This window comes from Streptomyces sp. NPDC001056 (assembly GCF_053598955.1).
Genome location: NZ_JBSFLI010000027.1, coordinates 79,822 through 96,708 on the forward strand (window position 1 = coordinate 79,822; position 16,887 = coordinate 96,708).

General features: G+C 74.1%; 15 protein-coding genes. 11 read left to right on the forward strand and 4 right to left on the reverse strand.

Annotation, left to right across the window (positions count from 1 at the left end; all coding sequences use genetic code 11):
* Window positions 1–235 precede the first annotated feature (235 nt).
* From ACWDD7_RS27715 to ACWDD7_RS27730, 4 genes are read left to right on the forward strand one after another with little or no spacing between them, the layout of a single operon-like run.
* A complete protein-coding gene (locus ACWDD7_RS27715) occupies window positions 236–745 on the forward strand; it encodes a hypothetical protein (RefSeq protein WP_450459421.1) in 510 nt (169 codons plus the stop codon).
* A complete protein-coding gene (locus ACWDD7_RS27720) occupies window positions 742–2,493 on the forward strand; it encodes a V-type ATP synthase subunit A (RefSeq protein ID WP_450459422.1) in 1,752 nt (583 codons plus the stop codon). The genes ACWDD7_RS27715 and ACWDD7_RS27720 overlap by 4 nt, the downstream gene beginning before the upstream one ends.
* Window positions 2,494–2,518: 25 nt before the next feature.
* Window positions 2,519–3,937, forward strand: a complete 1,419-nt coding sequence (locus tag ACWDD7_RS27725; RefSeq protein ID WP_450459423.1) for a V-type ATP synthase subunit B — start codon at window positions 2,519–2,521, stop codon at window positions 3,935–3,937.
* A complete protein-coding gene (locus tag ACWDD7_RS27730) occupies window positions 3,934–4,554 on the forward strand; it encodes a V-type ATP synthase subunit D (protein WP_450459424.1) in 621 nt (206 codons plus the stop codon). The genes ACWDD7_RS27725 and ACWDD7_RS27730 overlap by 4 nt, the downstream gene beginning before the upstream one ends.
* Before the next feature lie 229 nt (window positions 4,555–4,783).
* Here ACWDD7_RS27730 and ACWDD7_RS27735 read toward each other — a convergent pair whose 3' ends face one another.
* Entirely contained in the window at window positions 4,784–5,206 is a 423-nt protein-coding gene (locus ACWDD7_RS27735; RefSeq protein WP_351874837.1) for an Hsp20/alpha crystallin family protein, read from the reverse strand.
* A gap of 239 nt (window positions 5,207–5,445) precedes the next feature.
* Between ACWDD7_RS27735 and ACWDD7_RS27740 the strand changes: the two genes are divergently transcribed.
* From ACWDD7_RS27740 to ACWDD7_RS27760, 5 genes are all read left to right on the forward strand, one after another.
* Window positions 5,446–6,366: a universal stress protein gene (locus ACWDD7_RS27740; RefSeq protein ID WP_450459425.1), complete on the forward strand. Its 921-nt coding sequence runs from the start codon at window positions 5,446–5,448 to the stop codon at window positions 6,364–6,366.
* A 30-nt stretch (window positions 6,367–6,396) separates the two neighbouring features.
* The gene (locus ACWDD7_RS27745) at window positions 6,397–7,392 is read left to right on the forward strand and encodes an Acg family FMN-binding oxidoreductase (RefSeq protein ID WP_450459426.1); all 996 of its coding nucleotides are present in this window, start codon (window positions 6,397–6,399) and stop codon (window positions 7,390–7,392) included.
* 166 nt (window positions 7,393–7,558) lie between these two features.
* The gene (locus ACWDD7_RS27750) at window positions 7,559–10,330 is read left to right on the forward strand and encodes a cation-translocating P-type ATPase (protein WP_450459427.1); all 2,772 of its coding nucleotides are present in this window, start codon (window positions 7,559–7,561) and stop codon (window positions 10,328–10,330) included.
* Entirely contained in the window at window positions 10,327–10,986 is a 660-nt protein-coding gene (locus tag ACWDD7_RS27755; RefSeq protein WP_392213990.1) for a potassium channel family protein, read from the forward strand. Before ACWDD7_RS27750 ends, ACWDD7_RS27755 begins: the two co-directional genes overlap by 4 nt.
* Window positions 10,983–11,639, forward strand: a complete 657-nt coding sequence (locus tag ACWDD7_RS27760; protein WP_351874822.1) for a potassium channel family protein — start codon at window positions 10,983–10,985, stop codon at window positions 11,637–11,639. The genes ACWDD7_RS27755 and ACWDD7_RS27760 overlap by 4 nt, the downstream gene beginning before the upstream one ends.
* A gap of 50 nt (window positions 11,640–11,689) precedes the next feature.
* On the opposite strand, the gene ACWDD7_RS27765 is transcribed toward ACWDD7_RS27760, so the two are convergent.
* The 3 genes from ACWDD7_RS27765 to ACWDD7_RS27775 form a co-directional block, all read right to left on the reverse strand.
* Window positions 11,690–12,970 (reverse strand): MFS transporter, encoded by a 1,281-nt coding sequence (locus tag ACWDD7_RS27765; RefSeq protein ID WP_450459428.1) that lies wholly within the window; start codon window positions 12,968–12,970, stop codon window positions 11,690–11,692.
* Between the two features lie 44 nt (window positions 12,971–13,014).
* Entirely contained in the window at window positions 13,015–13,689 is a 675-nt protein-coding gene (locus ACWDD7_RS27770) for a CBS domain-containing protein (protein ID WP_351874817.1), read from the reverse strand.
* Window positions 13,690–13,918: 229 nt separating this feature from the next.
* Window positions 13,919–14,566 (reverse strand): FMN-binding negative transcriptional regulator, encoded by a 648-nt coding sequence (locus tag ACWDD7_RS27775; RefSeq protein WP_450459429.1) that lies wholly within the window; start codon window positions 14,564–14,566, stop codon window positions 13,919–13,921.
* Between the two features lie 256 nt (window positions 14,567–14,822).
* Here ACWDD7_RS27775 and ACWDD7_RS27780 point away from each other — a divergent pair, with 256 nt between their 5' ends.
* Together ACWDD7_RS27780 and ACWDD7_RS27785 are read left to right on the forward strand one after the other, a co-directional pair.
* Window positions 14,823–15,464: a CatB-related O-acetyltransferase gene (locus ACWDD7_RS27780; RefSeq protein WP_450459452.1), complete on the forward strand. Its 642-nt coding sequence runs from the start codon at window positions 14,823–14,825 to the stop codon at window positions 15,462–15,464.
* A 272-nt stretch (window positions 15,465–15,736) separates the two neighbouring features.
* Window positions 15,737–16,885 carry a macrolide family glycosyltransferase gene (locus ACWDD7_RS27785; protein WP_450459453.1) on the forward strand — a complete coding sequence of 383 codons (1,149 nt, stop codon included), beginning with the start codon at window positions 15,737–15,739 and terminating at the stop codon, window positions 16,883–16,885.
* The last annotated feature ends 2 nt before the right edge of the window (window positions 16,886–16,887 follow it).

Consider the following 16,887-nt stretch of genomic DNA (forward strand, 5'->3'; position numbering starts at 1 on the left):
TGCGCCGGCACCCGCGACCGCAGGCACCCCCTCGCCGACGGTGCCCCCCGCACGGCCACACCCCCGCGCGCCCCGACCCCGCCACCTCTCCCCCAGCCCGCGCACACGAGTCGCCCGAAGGCCCGCGCCGCCCGCCGGACCCGGCTCGCCCCGTCCGGCTCCCCGGCCCGGCCGTGCCCGTCGAGCCGTTCGGCGCCGCGGCTCCGTGCCACGCCCCGAGCGCGGTGATCCCTTCGTGAGCGCGCCCGTGGACGCCCTGGACCCGGTCCGGGCCGAGCTGTTGCGTGCGGCGCGTGCCTCGGCCGACGCCGTTCTGGAGCGCGCGCGGGACGATGCCGACGCCACCCTGCGCGGGGCGCGCGCCACGGCCGACGCGGTGCTGGCGCGGGCCCGGGAGCTCGGGGCGGCCGACGGTGCGGCCGGGGCGGCACGGGAGCGGGTCCGCGCGGCGCAGGACGCCTGGGCGGCGGAGCTCGCGGCGCGCGCCGAGGTCTACGCCGCGTTGAGGGACGCGGTCCGCGCGGGTGTGCGGCGAGCCCTTGCGAACGACGCGGCCGCGTCGTCGGCCGTCGCGGCCGCGGCACGGGACGCGCTGGGGCCGCGGGCCCGGGTCACGGCCGCCGCGGAGGGCGGCGTGACGGCCGATGCGCCCGGCCGCCGCGTCGACCTGTCGGCCGACGCCCTCGCCGACCGTGCCCTGGACCGGCTGGGGGTGCGCGCCGCGACGCTCTGGGAGCCGTCGTGACCGCCGCCGGCCCCCCGGTACCGGACCCCGGGGCGGGCCGCTCCCGGATCCTGCGCGTGTCCGGCCCCCTCGTGGAGGTCGTCTGTCCCGCCGACGTCGCCATGCACGACCTGGTCGCGCTGGGCACGGACCGGCTGCCGGGCGAGGTCGTCGCCATCGACGGCGACACGGCGACCGTCCAGGCGTACGAGTACACCGGCGGGCTGGCCCCCGGGCACCCGGCCGAGCCACTGGGGACGCCGTTGTCGGTGCGGCTGTCGCCGGAACTGCTCGGCGGTGTCTTCGACGGTCTGCTGCGTCCGCTGGCCGACAGCGGTGATCTGCTCACGTCGAACGGTCCTCCGGCCGGTACGTCCCGGCGGCCGTCCTGGCCGTTCACTCCGCGGGTGACGCGAGGGACCGGGGTGGCGGCCGGTGAGGTCCTCGGGGAGATCGGCGCGCGGGTTCCGCTGCGGCTGCTGGTGCCGCCGGGCCTGGCGGGCGAGGTGGGGTGGATCGCGCCGGCGGGCGAGCACTCCTCGGACGCCGTGGTCGCCGAGGTCGGCGGGCAGGAGGTGCGGATGGCGCAGCCCTGGCCGGTGCGCAGGCCGCGCCCGGTCGCGCGGCGGGTGCCGGCCGGGGTGCCCCTGAACACCGGTCAGCGCGCCGTCGACCTGCTCTTCCCCGTCGCCCGGGGCAGCACGGTCGCCGTCCCCGGTGGTTTCGGCACCGGCAAGACCATGCTGTTGCAGCAGATCGCCAAGTGGTGCGACGCGGACGTGATCGTCTATGTCGGCTGCGGCGAGCGCGGCAACGAGATGGCGGACGTCATCGAGGAGCTGGGAGCACTGACCGATCCGCGGACCGGGGGCCGGCTGGCGGACCGGACCGTGACGATCGCGAACACCTCGAACATGCCGATGATGGCCCGCGAGGCGAGCGTGCACACGGGGGCGACGGTCGCCGAGTACTTCCGCGACATGGGTCTCCACGTCGTCCTGATCGCAGACTCGACCTCCCGCTGGGCGGAGGCGCTGCGCGAGTTCGCCTCCCGCATGGGCGAACTCCCCGCGGAGGAGGGCTATCCGGCCGGTCTCGCCTCGCAGCTCGCCGCGTTCTACGAGCGGGCGGCGGCGGTCCGCACCCTGGGCGGCGCCGACGGGTCGGTCACGGTGATCGGCGCGGTGTCCCCGCCGGGCGGCGACCGCACCGAGCCGGTCACCGCGCACACCGAACGGTTCGTGCGCTGCCTGTGGAGCCTGGACCGCGATCTCGCCTACGCACGGCACTACCCGGCCGTGTCCTGGTCCGAGTCCTTCTCCCGGGACGCCCCCGCGCTGGCCGCCGCACACGCGCGGGGCGGCGACCCGGAGTGGGCCGAGCGGCGCGGGCGCGTGGCGCGGCAGCTGGCGCAGGCCGACCGGCTCGCCGATCTGGTGGAGCTGGTCGGCATCACCGCGCTGCCGCCCCGGGAGCGGGTCGACGTACTCGCCGGGCGGCTGCTGCGGGAGGCCGCGATCCAGCAGAACGCGCTGAGCCCGGCGGACGCCTACAGCACCCCCGAGAAGACCGCGGCCCTGGTGGAGGCCGTACTGACCGTGATCGACCGCTGTCTGGAGCTGGTGGAGGCCGGTACGGCCGCGGACGCCGTCGAGGCGGTCGACTTCACCCCGCTGCTGCGGGCGCGTGAGACGGCGGCCCCGGCCGAGACCGCCCCGGTGACGGCGGCCCGCGACGCCGTGCTGGCCCGGCTGAAGGAGACCGCATGAGGACGTCCCGGCCCGGGGAGGCGGCATGACACCGGACCGAGGAGCGGGCACGGCCGGTCCCGCGCCGATCGAGTTCACGAACGTCCGTGAGCTGCGCGGCCCGCTGGTGGTCGTCGAAGGGGTGAGCGGTGTCGGCTGGGACGAGTTCGCCACGATCGTCCTCGACTCCGGTGAGCGGCGGCACGGGCTGGTGCTGGACGTGGACCGCGACCTGGCGGTGGTGCAGGTCCTGGAGGACACGGCCGGGATGAACCGCACCGGCACCCGGGTCGCCTTCTCCGGGTCGCCGCTGCGGATCCCCGTGGGCACCGGTTGGCTGGGCCGGGTGTGCAACGGGCGGGGGGAGGCGGCCGACGGCGGCCCCCCGGTGCTGGGCGGCTCCTACGCGGCGGTCGGCGGCGCGCCGATCAATCCGGTGCGCCGGGAACCGCCCAACGAGCCGGTGCTCACCGGCGTGAGCGCCGTGGACGTGCTGACCACGCTGGTGCGGGGCCAGAAGCTGCCGGTGTTCTCCGCGGCCGGGCTGCCGCACCTGGAACTCGCGGTGCAGATCGCCGACCAGGCTACCTGCGGGGGCGAGCCGTTCGCCGTCGTGTTCGCCGGGATGGGGCTCACGCACGCCGACACGGCGTTCGTACGGGACGCGCTCGCCGCGCGTTCCGCCGCCCGGGAGCTGGTGCTGTTCGTCAACACCGCCGACGACCCGGTGATCGAACGGATGCTCACCCCGCGGCTGGCCCTGACCGTCGCCGAGCACCTCGCGTTCGCCGAGGGCCGCCACGTCCTGGTGGTGATGACGGACATGACGGCCTACGCGGAGGCGCTGCGCGAGGTGTCCGCCGCGCGCGGTGAGATCCCGGCCCGGCGCGCCTACCCCGGCTATCTCTACAGCGACCTCGCCTCCCTCTACGAGCGCTGCGGCAGGATCAGGGGGCGGCCGGGCTCGGTCACCGTCCTGCCCGTGCTCACGATGCCCGGGGGCGACATCACCCACCCGGTGCCCGATCTGACCGGCTACATCACGGAGGGCCAGATCGTGCTGTCCGCCGACGTCCAGGCCGCCGGTGCCTATCCGCCCGTGGATCCACTCGCCTCGCTGTCGCGGTTGATGCGCAAGGGCACCGGACCCGGGCTGACCCGTGCCGACCATCCGGCCCTCGCGGCCCAGCTGATCGCCGCGCTGGCCCGCTCCCGGCAGGTGGCGGAGCTCGCCGATCTCGTCGGCCGGTCCGCGCTGAGCCCCGCCGACCTGCGCCATCTGGAGCTGGAGGACGCCTTCCACAGCCGGTTCCTCACGCAGGGCACCGACGAGAACCGGTCCCTGGAGGACTCCCTGGACCGGGCCTGGGAGGTGCTGCTGACCCTGCCGCGCAGCCAGCTCGGCATGATCCCGGCCGAGCTTCTCGACGCGCACGCCGCGTCGGCGGACGAGGAACCGCGGTGAGCCCGCGTGCGCGGCGGGCCCCGGCCGGACGGGCCGGACGGCTGCGGCTGCGCCGCAGTCTCGCCACGGCCACGCGCGCGGCGGACCTGCTCGAACGCAAACTCCGGCTGCTGTCGGACCGCGAGCACACGGCGCGGCGGGCCGCACGGGAAGCGGAGCGGGTGTGGCGGGAGCGGCTGGCCGACGCCGAGACCTGGCTGGTGCGCGGGGTCCTGCTCGGCGGCGAGAGCGCGCTGTCCGCGTCCGCGCCCGCGGACCGGGCACGCGTCGACGTCCGCTGGGCCGTGCTCATGGGCGTGCGCCACCCGGCGGCGGTGGACTGGACGGACCCGGTCCGCACCCCGGCGGAGCCGACCGCGCCCAACACCGCGCTCGCGCACGCCGAGACGGCGTACCGTGCCGCCGTCCGCGCCGCCGCGGAACTCGCCGTGCACCAGACGGCCGCCGACCTGCTGGCCGCCGAGACCGGGCGGACCCGGCAACGGGTCCGCGCCCTGCGCCGCCACTGGATCCCCCGGCTGCGGGACGAGCTGGCCGCCCTGGAGCTGGCACTGGAGGAATCCGAACACGAGGAGGCGGTACGACGCCGCTGGGCCGCCACCCGCGCGGGCGGGTGACACCGGTGCCCGGGGCGCCGACGGCGAGCCCGCCGTGGACCGCGCCGGCCGACGTCCGGGACCGAACGCGCCGGCGGCCGGCCGAGCACGGAACACGCCGACCGCACACCCGGGACCAGAAGCTCCCACGGCGGGCCCGCCACGAAGCGGTCCGACACCGGGCCGGGACCGGACCGGACACACGGACGGCGGGCCCGGTGCCGGGCCCGCCGCTCGCCGTGGCCGCTGTTCAGCCGCCGTGCCGGATCTCCACGTGCTTCGCCTCCTGCTTCTCCGTACCCAGGCCCACGCTGACCGTCAGCATGCCGTCGGTGTAGTCGGCCTTGACGTCGTCCTCGTCGGCGCCGGGCGGCAGCGACACACTGCGGCTCATGGAGCCGTACCGGATCTCGCTGTGGTTCTTCGTGATGTCCTTCTCGCTGCGTTCGGCCCGGATCGTCAGCACGCCGTCGCCGATGAGGACGTCTATGTCCTCGGGCGCCATGCCCGGGAGCTCCGCCCGCATCACGTAGCGGTCGTCCTGCGTGTAGTCCTCGATCCTGACCGTGTACAGATCACCCATCGTCGGCATCGCGAACCGTGCCGGAAGGTTCTCGAACCAGTCCGGGATCTCCGGGAACGCGAACCTCTGCCTGCGGGCCAGTGTGGTCATCGCCGTACCTCCTCGGCTCTCGTGCTGTCCGCGGACACCTTCCAGTCCACCGCGCGGGCCCCTCTGCCGCTGAGGCCGAACAGCCCATACCCCGGGCCCTGAGGTCCCTTTCGTCCCGATTCCCCGACGTCGTGCCGTTGGGCCGCTCCGGGGGGCCGACGGTCCCCTGGCAAGGCCCACGGTTCCGGGCTTTCATGGAAGTCGCGGCGGCGCTCCGCCGCAGGGAGGAGAAAAGGACGATGTCCGCTCCCGTACCCGCGAGCAAGGACGACCCGGGCGCCCGGAACACCGGTCCCGGACGCCGGCCGATCGTGGTCGGCGTCGATCCCGACCGCGCCCATCGCATGGCGCCGGCCTGGGCGGCGGACGAGGCGAGCCGCCGTCGGCTGCCACTGCGCCTGGTCCATGTCGAGGGCGTACCGACGCCCGGCGATCGCAAAGAGGCCGTCCCGCCCTCCTGGGAGGGGTGGAACGCGGCGCTGCACGAGGCCGGGAGACAGGTGCTGGAGGAGGCCGCCGAGTTCGTCACGGCCCGGCATCCGGAACTGGAGGTGGACACGCTGCTCGCCGAGGGCGACCCGGTGTGGACACTGTGCGAGCAGAGCCGCGACGCCAGCTCCCTCGTCCTCGGCTCACGGCACCTGAGCCGCCGCCGGGAGGTGTTCGGATCCGCGTCCATCGCCCTGCCGGTGATGGCCCGTACGCACTGCCCGCTGGTGGTCGTGCCCGAGCCCGAGCACATCACCCAGGACCGGCCGTACTACGTCGTCGGCGTCGACGGCAGCGAACGCTCCGCGGCGGCGGTCGACGTGGCGTTCGAGGAGGCGGCCCTGCGCGGCGCCGGGCTGCGGGCGCTGCTCGTGTGGGAGCACGGCCCGCTGAGGGTCTTCGACGAGAGCGGGCCGCAGGAGGAGTCCCGTCGGCTGCTCTCCGAGATCGTGGCGGGCCGCCAAGCGCGCTACCCCGAGGTGGACCTGCGCCACGAACTGGTCGCGGGCCACCCGGTCCAGGTCCTCACCGAGGCTTCGGCCCATGCGCTGGGCCTGGTGGTGGGCACCCGGGGCCGCGGCGGCTTCGCGGGCATGCTCCTGGGCTCCGTGAGCCAGGGCGTGCTGCACCACGCCCGCTGTCCTGTCATCGCGGTCCCGACCCGCGGGTGAGCGACCGAGCCGGTACGAAGGGAAGCCACCGTGACCGCAGAGTCCCTCACCGTGAGCACGGCCACCGCGCTGGTCGCGGACGCCGTCGCGGCGCCGTCCCTGTGCAACGCGCAGCCCTGGACGTTCCGTTACCTGCGGGAGAGCGGGGCGCTGCGGTTGTACGCCGACCTGCACCGCACGCTCCCGCATGCCGACCCGGAGAACCGGGGCCTGCACCTGAGCTGCGGCGCGGCGCTGCTGAACCTGCGGGTCTCGGCCGCCGCGGCGGGACTCGCCCCGGACGTCCGGCTGCTGCCCGACCCGGCGCAGCCGGAGCTCCTCGCCGAGGTGCGCCTGTCCGGCGCCGGATCACCCGACGCCGCGCTGGCCGGGCTCCACCCGGCGGTCCCGAGGCGGCACTCCAGTCGCCTTCCCTACCGCGACGAGGACATCCCGGCCGCCGTCAAGGAGCGGCTGTACGACGCGGCCCGTACCGAGGGCGCCCAACTGGTGTTCCCGGGCGCCTGGCACGTGCGGTCGGTCCTGGAGCTGGTGCGGGACGCCGAGGACCGGGAGGCGAGCGATCCGGCGTGGCGAGCGGAGACGGCACGGTGGGCACACACGGAACCGGCGGCACCGGGCACCCCAGGGGCGTCCGAAGGCATCCCCGCCGAGGCGTTCGGCCCCCGGCAGCACGGCACCTCGGTTCCGGTACGCGACTTCGCCGCGGGCCGCCCGGTGCCCGGACGCGGCGAGGCCGTCTTCGAGCAGAACCCGAACATCGCGCTGCTGGGTACGGTCGAGGACGGCCCGGTGGACTGGCTGTGCGCCGGTCAGGCGCTGGAGCGGGTCCTGCTCCGGGCCACCACCGACGGTCTGGTCGCCTCGCTCACCTCCCAGCCCCTGGAGTGGTCCGAGGTCCGGTGGGCCGTCCGTGATCCCGTCTCGGAGATGGCGTACGTCCAGATGGTGATCCGGCTCGGCTACGGCCCCGAGGGCCCCGCGAGCCCGCGGCGGCCGGTGGCCGATGTGCTCGATGTCCTCTGACCGGGCCTCACCGCGCAGTGGGGAGCGGCCGTACGGGGGTCTCGGCGGCGCCGACCGCTCCCGCCGTGCGCACGACGGGACGCGTCCGGCCTCCCCAGCGGGTCCCGGGCCGGACCGGCACACCCCGGCCCCGCCCGAGGGCGGCCCGAGCGCCGGGGCGCCGGTCATGCCTTCGGACCGGCGGAACGGGCCCCCGCCGCTCCTGCCCTCGCTGTCCGTTCCCGACGTCTTCGCCGCCCTGGACAGCTCCCCACGCGGCCTCCCGTCGGCCGAGGCCGCCGCACGGCAGGACGGCTACGGCCCCAACGTCCTGCCGGGCGCACGGCGCGGCCGGCTGTGGCGCCGGCTGCTCGCACAGTTCACCGACCTGTTCGCGGTGGTCCTGCTGGTCTCCTCGGCGATCACGTTTCTCGCCTATGTCCTCGGACGCCCCCGCGATCCGGCCACCCTCCAGCTCGCCCTGGCGATCCTCGGGGTGGTCCTGCTCAACGCGGGCATCGGCTTCGCGCAGGAGTACTCCGCCGAGCGCACGGCGCAGTCCCTCCAGGCGATGGTGCCGCACACCTGCCGGGTGCTGCGGGACGGGGAGCGGCGTGAGCTGCCGGCACGGGACCTGGTGCCGGGCGATGTGGTGGTCCTGGAGGCGGGAGACGCGGTACCGGCCGACTGCCGGCTGGTCGACGCCCAGGAGGCCGCGGTCGACAACGCCCCGCTCACCGGGGAGAGCGAGCCGGTCGGGCGCGTCGCCGAACCCGTGCCGCCGGGACCGCCGCTGCGTGCGCGCAACTGTGTGTTCATGGGCACCGACATGGTCGCCGGCACGGGCAAGGCCGTCGTGTACGCCACGGGCACGGCCACCGAGTTCGGGCGGATCTTCCGGCTCACCGCGGCCGCTCCGAGGCAGCGGACCCCGCTGCAGCGGCAGGTGGCCGTCATGGCCCGCCGGGTCGCGGGCGTGGCACTCGCGACGGGTGCCGTCCTCTTCGCCGTACGGGTGCCGGAGGGGCAGCCGTTCGTCGACACGTTCGTCTTCTCCCTCGGGGTGATGGTGGCGCTGGTCCCGGAGGGACTGCCGGCCACGCTGTCGGTGTCCCTGGCGATCGGTGTCCGCCGGATGGCCCGCCGGCACGCGCTCGTCAAGCAGCTGCTCGCCGTGGAGGCACTGGGCTCGACCAGCGTGATCTGCACGGACAAGACGGGCACCCTCACCCAGGCCGAGATGACCGTCGTACAGCTGTGGGCGGACGGTGTGCCGTACCCGGTGACGGGGGTGGGGTACGCGCCGGTGGGTGAGGTCGCCGACGCGCCGGGGGTGCGGGAGCTGCTGCGGGCGGCGGCCCTGTGCGGCAACGCCCGGCTGGTGCCGCCGGACGGGCGCGAGACGTGGCGGGTGCTCGGGGACCCCACCGAGGGCGCCCTGCTGGTGGCCGCCCGCAAGGCCGGTCTGGATCCGGCGCGGGAGGAAGCCCTGACGCCCCGGGTGGCGGAGTATCCCTTCGACTCCGGGCGCAAGCTGATGAGCACGGTGCACCGCGATGGTGACGGCACGTTCTTCGCCTGCGTCAAGGGCGCCCCGCTGGAGGTGCTGGCCCGCTGCGACGCCGTCGGTGCGGCGGGGACGAGGACCGCGCTGACGCAGGCGTACCGGGCCCGGGTGACCGCGGCGGCCGACGGCATGGCCGGGCAGGGTCTGCGCGTGCTGGCGGTCGCCCGGCGGCGGGTCGCCGGGCGACGGCCGCCGCTCGCGGAGGTCGAGTCGGGACTGACGCTGCTGGGGCTCACGGGGATGTACGATCCGCCGCGGCCGGAGGTGCGGGAGGCCGTCGACGCGTGCCGGCGGGCGGGTATCCGCATCGTCATGGTGACCGGTGACCATCCGCTGACCGCGGAGGCCGTCGCCCGCAGGGTCGGCATCGTGCGCGGACCGGCACCGGCCGTGGCGACCGGCAGCGAGCTGGACGCCCTGGACGACGCCGGTCTGGACGCCCTGCTGGCCGACCGTGCGGAACTGCTGCTGTGCCGGGTCGATCCCGAGCACAAGATGCGGGTGGTGACGGCGTTGCAGCGACGCGGTGAGGTCGTCGCCGTCACCGGCGACGGAGCCAACGACGCGCCGGCGCTCAAACACGCGGACATCGGCGTCGCCATGGGTGCCTCGGGTACCGATGTCGCCCGCGAGGCGGCGGTGATGGTGCTGCTCGACGACTCGTTCGCCTCGATCACCACCGCGGTCGGACTGGGCCGTTCGGTCTACCGGAACATCCGCAAGTTCCTGATCTACCTGTTCAGTCACAACATCGCCGAACTCGTGCCGATCCTCGCGGCGACCTTCGCCGGGTTCCCGCTGGTGCCGATCACCGCCGTGCAGATCCTCGCCATCGACCTCGGCTCGGACGTGCTGCCCGCCCTGGCCCTGGGCGCGGAGCCGATGGAACCCGACGTCATGAACAGCCCGCCGAGGCGCCGCCAGGAGCGGCTCTTCTCGACGGCCGTCATGGGCCGTGTCCTCTTCCTCGGCGGCATCCAGGCCGTCGGCGTGTGCGCCGTCTTCTTCTGGCACATCCACGCCTCCGGCATCCCCTACGCGCACTTCACCAAGGCGGACCCCGTCTACCGGGAGGCGATCACCATGGTCCAGGCCGGCATCGTGGTCAGTCAGTTCTTCAACGCCCTCGCCGTACGCACCGACCGGCAGAGCGTCTTCAGGGCGGGCCTGCTGGGCAACCCGTGGCTGCTGGCGGCCGGCTGCTTCGGCATCGGGTTGATGGCCGCCATCAGCTACGCGCCCCCGCTCCAGGCGGTCTTCCGCACCGCGCCGCTGACCCTCGCCGACTGGGCGGTGCTCGCCGCGTTCGGGGCTCTGCTGCTCGCCGCCGAGGAGGTCCGCAAAGGGCTGGTGCGACGCCATGACCGACGCGCGGGGGGAGCGGCAGGATGAGGTTGATCATCGCCGGCTGCGGCCGGGTCGGTGCCGCCCTGGCGAGCCAGCTCGTCACCGAGGGTCATGACGTACGGCTCATCGACCGGCAGCCCAAGGCCCGCGGGCTGCTGCCGCCCGGGTTCCCCGGCGCCTTCCACGTGGGCAACAGCTTCAGCCGTTCCGCGCTGGAGTCGGCCGGGATCGCCCACGCGGACGCCTTCGTCGCGCTCACCTCCGGGGACAACAGCAACATCGTCAGCGCGCGGACCGCCAGGGACACGTACCGGGTCCCGGTCGTCCTCGCCCGCATCCACGATCCGCGCCGCGCCGACATCTACCAGGAGCTGGGCATCCCGACGGTCTCCAGTGTCCGCTGGGCGGTCAACCGCTTCCACCAGATGCTGCTGCACCGCCATCTCAGCCCCGAGGTCTCCTTCGGAAGCGGCGAGACCCTCCTCGTACGCTCACGGCTGCCGTCGTACCTCACCGGGCGGCGGTTGTCCGAGTTCGACGTCGACGGCGAGATCCGCGTCGTGGAGGTCACCAGGGGAGGGCATTCGCTGCTGCCCGCCCATGGTGTGCTCGCCGAGCCCGGTGACCTCGTCACCTTCTCCGTCGCCGCGACCGCGCTCGGCCGGCTCGGCGGCTTTCTCGACAAGGAGCTGGGAACGTGAAGGTCCTGATCGCCGGCGCGGGCCGGCTCGGCGCGCAGATCGCCCAGGTGCTGTCGGCCGCACGCAACGACGTCTCCCTCGTCGAGTACGACGACGACCGCGTGGCCGAACTCGGCGGGCTGAAGCAGGTGCGTCTCCTGACCGGCGACGCCTGCGATCCGGGCACGCTGGAGCGCGCGGGGGCCTTCGCCTGCGACCTCGTCATCGCCACCACGGGACGCGACGAGGACAACCTCGTCATCGCTCTGCTCGCCAAGGGGCGGTTCGGCGTGGCCCGGGTGGCCGCGCGGGTCAACGACGCGGAGAACGCGTGGCTCTTCGACGAGCGGTGGGGCGTGGACGTGGCCGTGCCCGCCGCCACCCCGCTGATCTCCCTGATCGAGGAGGCCACCGGCGCGACGGACACGGTGGCGCTGCTCAGGCTGAGCAAGGCGGGCGTGGAGGTCATCGAGACCGCCATCACCGCGCGCTCCCGAGCCGCGGGGCGCACCCTGGGCGAGATCCCGCTGCCCGCGGGCACCGTGGTCGCCACCGTCGTGCGCGACGGCCAGCCCACCGTGCCCGGTCCCGGGGTGCGGCTGCTGCCCGGCGACGAGCTCCTGCTCGTGTCGCACGAGGCGACCGAGCAGGAGATCCACGCGGCCTTCCAGTGACCGGGGCCCCGGCCTTCCGGCGGCCGAGGCCGGGCATGGGCCCCGGCGGCTCAGGTCCGGTCGGTCTCGGTGGGGGGCGGCGGATGGCAGGGGGCGGGCCCGGGTTCGATGAACCGGTGCTCCGGGGAGATCCGCGGAAGGACGGCGAAGCCGAGGACGGTGGCGGCCAGACAGGCACCGGCGCCGAGGCCGAGCCCGGCCCGCGGGCCGAGGTGCTGGGCCACGACGCCGACGACGGGCCCGCCGACGGGGGTGCTGCCGAGGAAGGTCACCGACCACAACGCCATCACCCGGCCGCGCAGGGACGGGTCGGCGACCAGTTGCAGGGTGGTGTTCCCGGTCGCCAGGAACGCGGTGCTCGCCGCTCCCACGACGGCGAGTGCCGCGAGGACGCCGGGCAGCCAGGGAATGACCGCGACCGCGGTCAGCGCGGCGGCGAAGAAGGCGGCGGTCCGGATCAGCGGGACCGCTCCGGCCCTGCCGAAGGCGGCCACGGCCAGGCCGCCGACCGTCGCGCCCAGGCCCATGGCGGAGGTCATGAATCCGTAGGTGCGAGCGTCGCCGTGCACACCGGTGCGGGCCAGCACCGGGAGGACCACCTGGAATTCGTAGGCGAGCGTGCCGATCAGCGCCATCATGGCCAGCGGCACCCACAGTCCCGCGGTGCCGCGGACGTAGCGCAGTCCGGCCGCCAGCTGTCCCGGGCCCTTCTCGACCGGCGCGCTCCGCTGGAGCCGGTCGGTACGCATCACGCGCAGGGCGAGCAGTACGGCGGCGAAGCTGGCGGCGTTGGCCAGGAAGCAGACGCCCACCCCGACGGAGGCGATCAGGACGCCGGCGAGCGCCGGGCCGATCGCGCGGGCCGCGTTGGTCATCACGCTGTTCAGGCTGACCGCGTCGCGCAGCAGCTCCGGCCCGACCACCTCGGGCACCAGGGTCTGCCGGGTGGGGTTGTCGATCGCGTTGACGGTACCGAGGGCGACGGCGAGGATCACCACCATCCACAGCCGCACGACGTGGGTGACGCTGAGCAGGCCCAGGACCAGGGACAGGCCGGCCAGGGCCGTCTGGGTGGCCATCAGCAGGCGGCGCTTGTCGGCGCGGTCCGCGACCAGTCCGCCGTAGGGGCCGAGCAGCAGAACCGGCAGGAACTGGACGGCCACCACCAGTCCCAGCACCGTGCCCGAGCCGGTCAGCTGGAGCACCAGCCAGGACTGGGCCACCGCCTGCATCCAGGTGCCGACCAGGCTCACGCACTGGCCCGCGAAGTACAGCCGGAAGTCGCGCACCCGCAGCGCGGCGAACGTGTCCCCCAGCCCGAACGGCCTCATCCCGGCGGCATGCCGGCAGCGCCGCCGACGATCAGCGCGGACGCTCACCTTCCGCCGGGCGCGTCCCTGGCGTCATCCCTCCGGTAGGTGAGGTTGCCGGACACCGACACCACCCCGTCGACCCCCCGGCACAGTTGCTCGACGACGGGGATCTGACTCCTGAACTCCACGACGCCGGCGAGCGTGACCCGTCCGTCGCGCACCTCCGCCGTCACATCGCGGGGATCGAGGAGGAGCGTGCCCCGCAGAAGGTCGCGGTTGATCTCCTCGCGGATGGCCTCGTCGCGGCGCAGGAAGACCCGCAGCAGGTCGGCACGGCTGACGATGCCCACGAGCCGGTCGGCCTCGTCCACCACGGGCAGGCGTTTGACGTGCTGGACCTCCATGAGGCGGGCGGCCTCGACCACGGTCCATTCGGGCCGGGCGCACACCGCGGGGGCGGACATCAGTTCCTCGGCGCGGGCGCCCTCGGCCTTGGCCCGTTCCCATGCCTCCAGGTGCGGGATCGGGGTCAGGCCCGACGGGTCGGCCTGGTCGGCGCTCTTGCGCAGCAGGTCGGCCTCGGACACCACGCCCATCGGACGCTCCATCTCGTCCACCACGGGGACGGCGGTGATGTCGTTCTCCTCCAGCAGCCTCGCGAGTTCCTTGAACGAGGTGTCGCGCCGGGCACGGACGACGTCCCGGGTCATGAGTTCCTCGACCGTTCGGTGGTGCATGTCGCCTCCCGGAGACGGGGCGCCCACCTCGCGGATACCGGGCTGCGGCCCCGTACGGCGGTGTGGCCCGCGTGGCAGGTCGGATACAGCACCATTCTGCGGAGGGTCGGGCGATCATGCGAGCTCACCCCGGCGAACCGACCCGATCGCAGGATCGTCTGTTCGGAGGTCGGGGGGCGGAGGTCGGAGGTCGTCGGGCCGGCGCGTGCTCCGGGAGCCGGAGCCGGCGTCAGGCCTTCCAGGTGCCGATGCGGTCCACCCGGCGCAGCTGCTGGCGGGCGGTCGGCGCGTCGAGGCCCTCGCCGCGCTCGGTGAGGCGGTCGGCGACGGAGGTGCGGAGTTCGACGGGCTTCTGGTTGTCGTACTTGAACTTGGCCCGTACCTCGACGACGTCCAGCCTCAGGCCGCGGATGCCGGGCAGCGTCCGGCCGTACGGCGGCCCATCGACCTCGACGGGGCCGTGGTCGCCGTCGGGCTGGAAGTGGGCCAGCTGGCGGCGCAGCAGCTCGGCCTTGGCCTCGGGGTCGTCGATGATGTGGGCGCGGCAGGTGAACTGGACGGCCGCGTAGTAGCTGGTCGGCACGCCGTCGGTGGGCGGGATGCCGGGCGCGGCGCGCCAGGGGCCGGGGATGAAGGCGTAGTCGCCGCTGACCGCGAAGGTGACGTTCGGGTCGTGCTCGATCGCTTTCCAGACCGGGTTGGGCCGGGCGAGGTGGATCAGCAGCTGGTCGCCGTCGGTGACGAAGTGGGTGGGGACGACGACGGGCGCCTCACCGGGCAGACCGTTGACGCTGAGCTGCCCGAAGTCATGGCCCTCGGCGAGCCAGGTCCGCCATTCGGCCTCGTCCAGACCGGCGTCCCAGGGCTGGATGAACATGCGGGTCTCCTCGACGTGGTGCGGCGGGTCGGGCGACACCGGGCACGGCACGTCCCTCACCAGCGGTGGAACGAGGGGACCGTACAACAGCTCGACCGGCCGGCGTCAACCACCGGACCGCCCGGTCCACTTCACCGCGCCCCGGCAGGAACGACGATCGGACGGCGGAAGTCCCGTAATCCGGTGTCCCGGGCGGCCCTACGACACGATCATGGAACGGCCAATCGAACCCGCGCCCTCCGAGGAATCACCCACCATGCCCGTACCGGCCGACCCCACCGTTCTCCACCCGATGCCCGAGCAGCCTCGGGTCGTCCTGCTCAAGCCCCTGGTGAAGTCCCCGTTGATCGAGGTCGGGGAGTACTCGTACTACGACGACCCGGACGACGCGACCGCGTTCGAGACACGCAACGTGCTCTACCACTACGGGCCGGAGAAGCTGGTCATCGGCAAGTTCTGTGCGCTGGGCACGGGCGTGCGGTTCATCATGAACGGCGCCAACCACCGCATGGACGGCCCCTCGACCTTCCCCTTCCCCACCATGGGCGGCTCCTGGGCCGCGCACTTCGACCTGCTCACCGGGCTGCCGAACCGGGGGGACACCGTCGTCGGCAACGACGTCTGGTTCGGGCACGGCGCGACGGTGATGCCCGGCGTTCGGATCGGACACGGCGCGATCATCGCCACCGGCGCCGTGGTGACCGCGGAGGTGCCCGACTACGGCATCGTCGGCGGCAACCCGGCCCGCCTCATCCGCACCCGCTACGGCTCCGAGGACGTCGCCCGGCTGCTGGCGGTGGCCTGGTGGGACTGGCCCGCGGAGCACATCACAGAGCACATCCGCACCATCATGTCGGGCAGCATCGCCGATCTGGAGGCCGCCGCCCCGCGGGTGTGAGAGAGGACGGAAGAAAATCCGGTGTCCCGGATCGTGATCACGGCTAGAGTCACCGGCATGCACTTCACTCAGATCTACGGCTGAACGGGTCGGGGCAGCGCCCCGGTTCCCCTCCGCATGGCCCAGCGCGTCCGCCGACAGGACGGGGTTCCGTCGGCACGCCGGCCTGCGTATCCCTTTCGCCGTAGATCTGGAATGAGTGAGTCCTCTTGTCCTCCCTGTCCTCCCTGTCCTCCCTGTCCTCCGCTTCGCGCCGTCGTGCCCACATCGCCATGGTCGGCATCCCGCTCGTCAGTCATGTGCTGCCCAGTCTGGCGGTCATCCGTGAACTGGTGGCGCGCGGCCACCGGGTGACGTACGCCAACGATCCGGCGGTCGCCGACCTGATCACGGGCGCCGGCGCCGAACTCGTCCCCTGCCCCTCCGGGCTGCCGTTCGCCGACAACACCTGGCCCGAGGACCCCGTCGCCACGATGGACCTCTTCCTCTCCGACGCCATCCGGACCCTCCCCCGGCTGCACGCCGCCTACGACCAGGACCCGGCGGACCTGTACCTGTACGACATCGGCGCCTACGCCGCGCGCGCCCTCGCCGAGTCGCAGGGCCGGCCCCTGATGCAGCTGTCCCCGACCTTCGTCGCCTGGGAGGGCTATGGCGAGGAGGTCGCGGCGCACATCCGGCAGTTGCCGGGCGCGGACGCCTACCGGGCGAGGTTCGCCGAGTGGCTCGCCGGGTGCGGGGCGTCCACGACCGACGTGGACTCCTTCTCCGGCCGGCCCGCGCGGGCGCTGGCGCTCATCCCGCGGGCGATGCAGCCGCACGCCGACCGGGTCGACACCAGCACGGTGACCTACGTCGGCCCCTGCTTCGACCGGGCGGCGGCCGGGGACGGCTGGACCCGACCGGCGGGCGCCGAGAAGGTGCTGCTGGTCTCCCTGGGCTCGGCCTTCACCCGGCAGCCCGAGTTCTACCGCCGGTGCCTCGCGGCCTACGGCGATCTGCCCGGCTGGCATGTCGTCCTCCAGATCGGCAAGTACACCGACCCGAGGGAACTCGGCACCATCCCGTCCAACGTCGAGGTCCACTCCTGGGTCCCGCAGCGCGCGATCCTCGACCAGGCGGACGCCTTCGTCACCCACGCCGGCATGGGCGGCTGCGGCGAGGGCCTGCTGGCGGGCGTCCCGATGATCGCCGTACCGCAGGCCGCCGAACAGTTCATGAACGCCGACCGGTTGGTGGAGCTGGGCGTGGCGCGCCGTATCGACACCGCGGACGCGACGGCCGACGCACTGCGGACGGCCCTGAGGGATCTGATCGGGGATCCGGAGGTCGCGCGTCGCTCGGCCCGACTGCGTGCCGAGGCGCGGGCCGAGGGCGGGACAGCGCGTGCCGCCGACCTCATCGAGGGGGTGCTGGTCTGAGC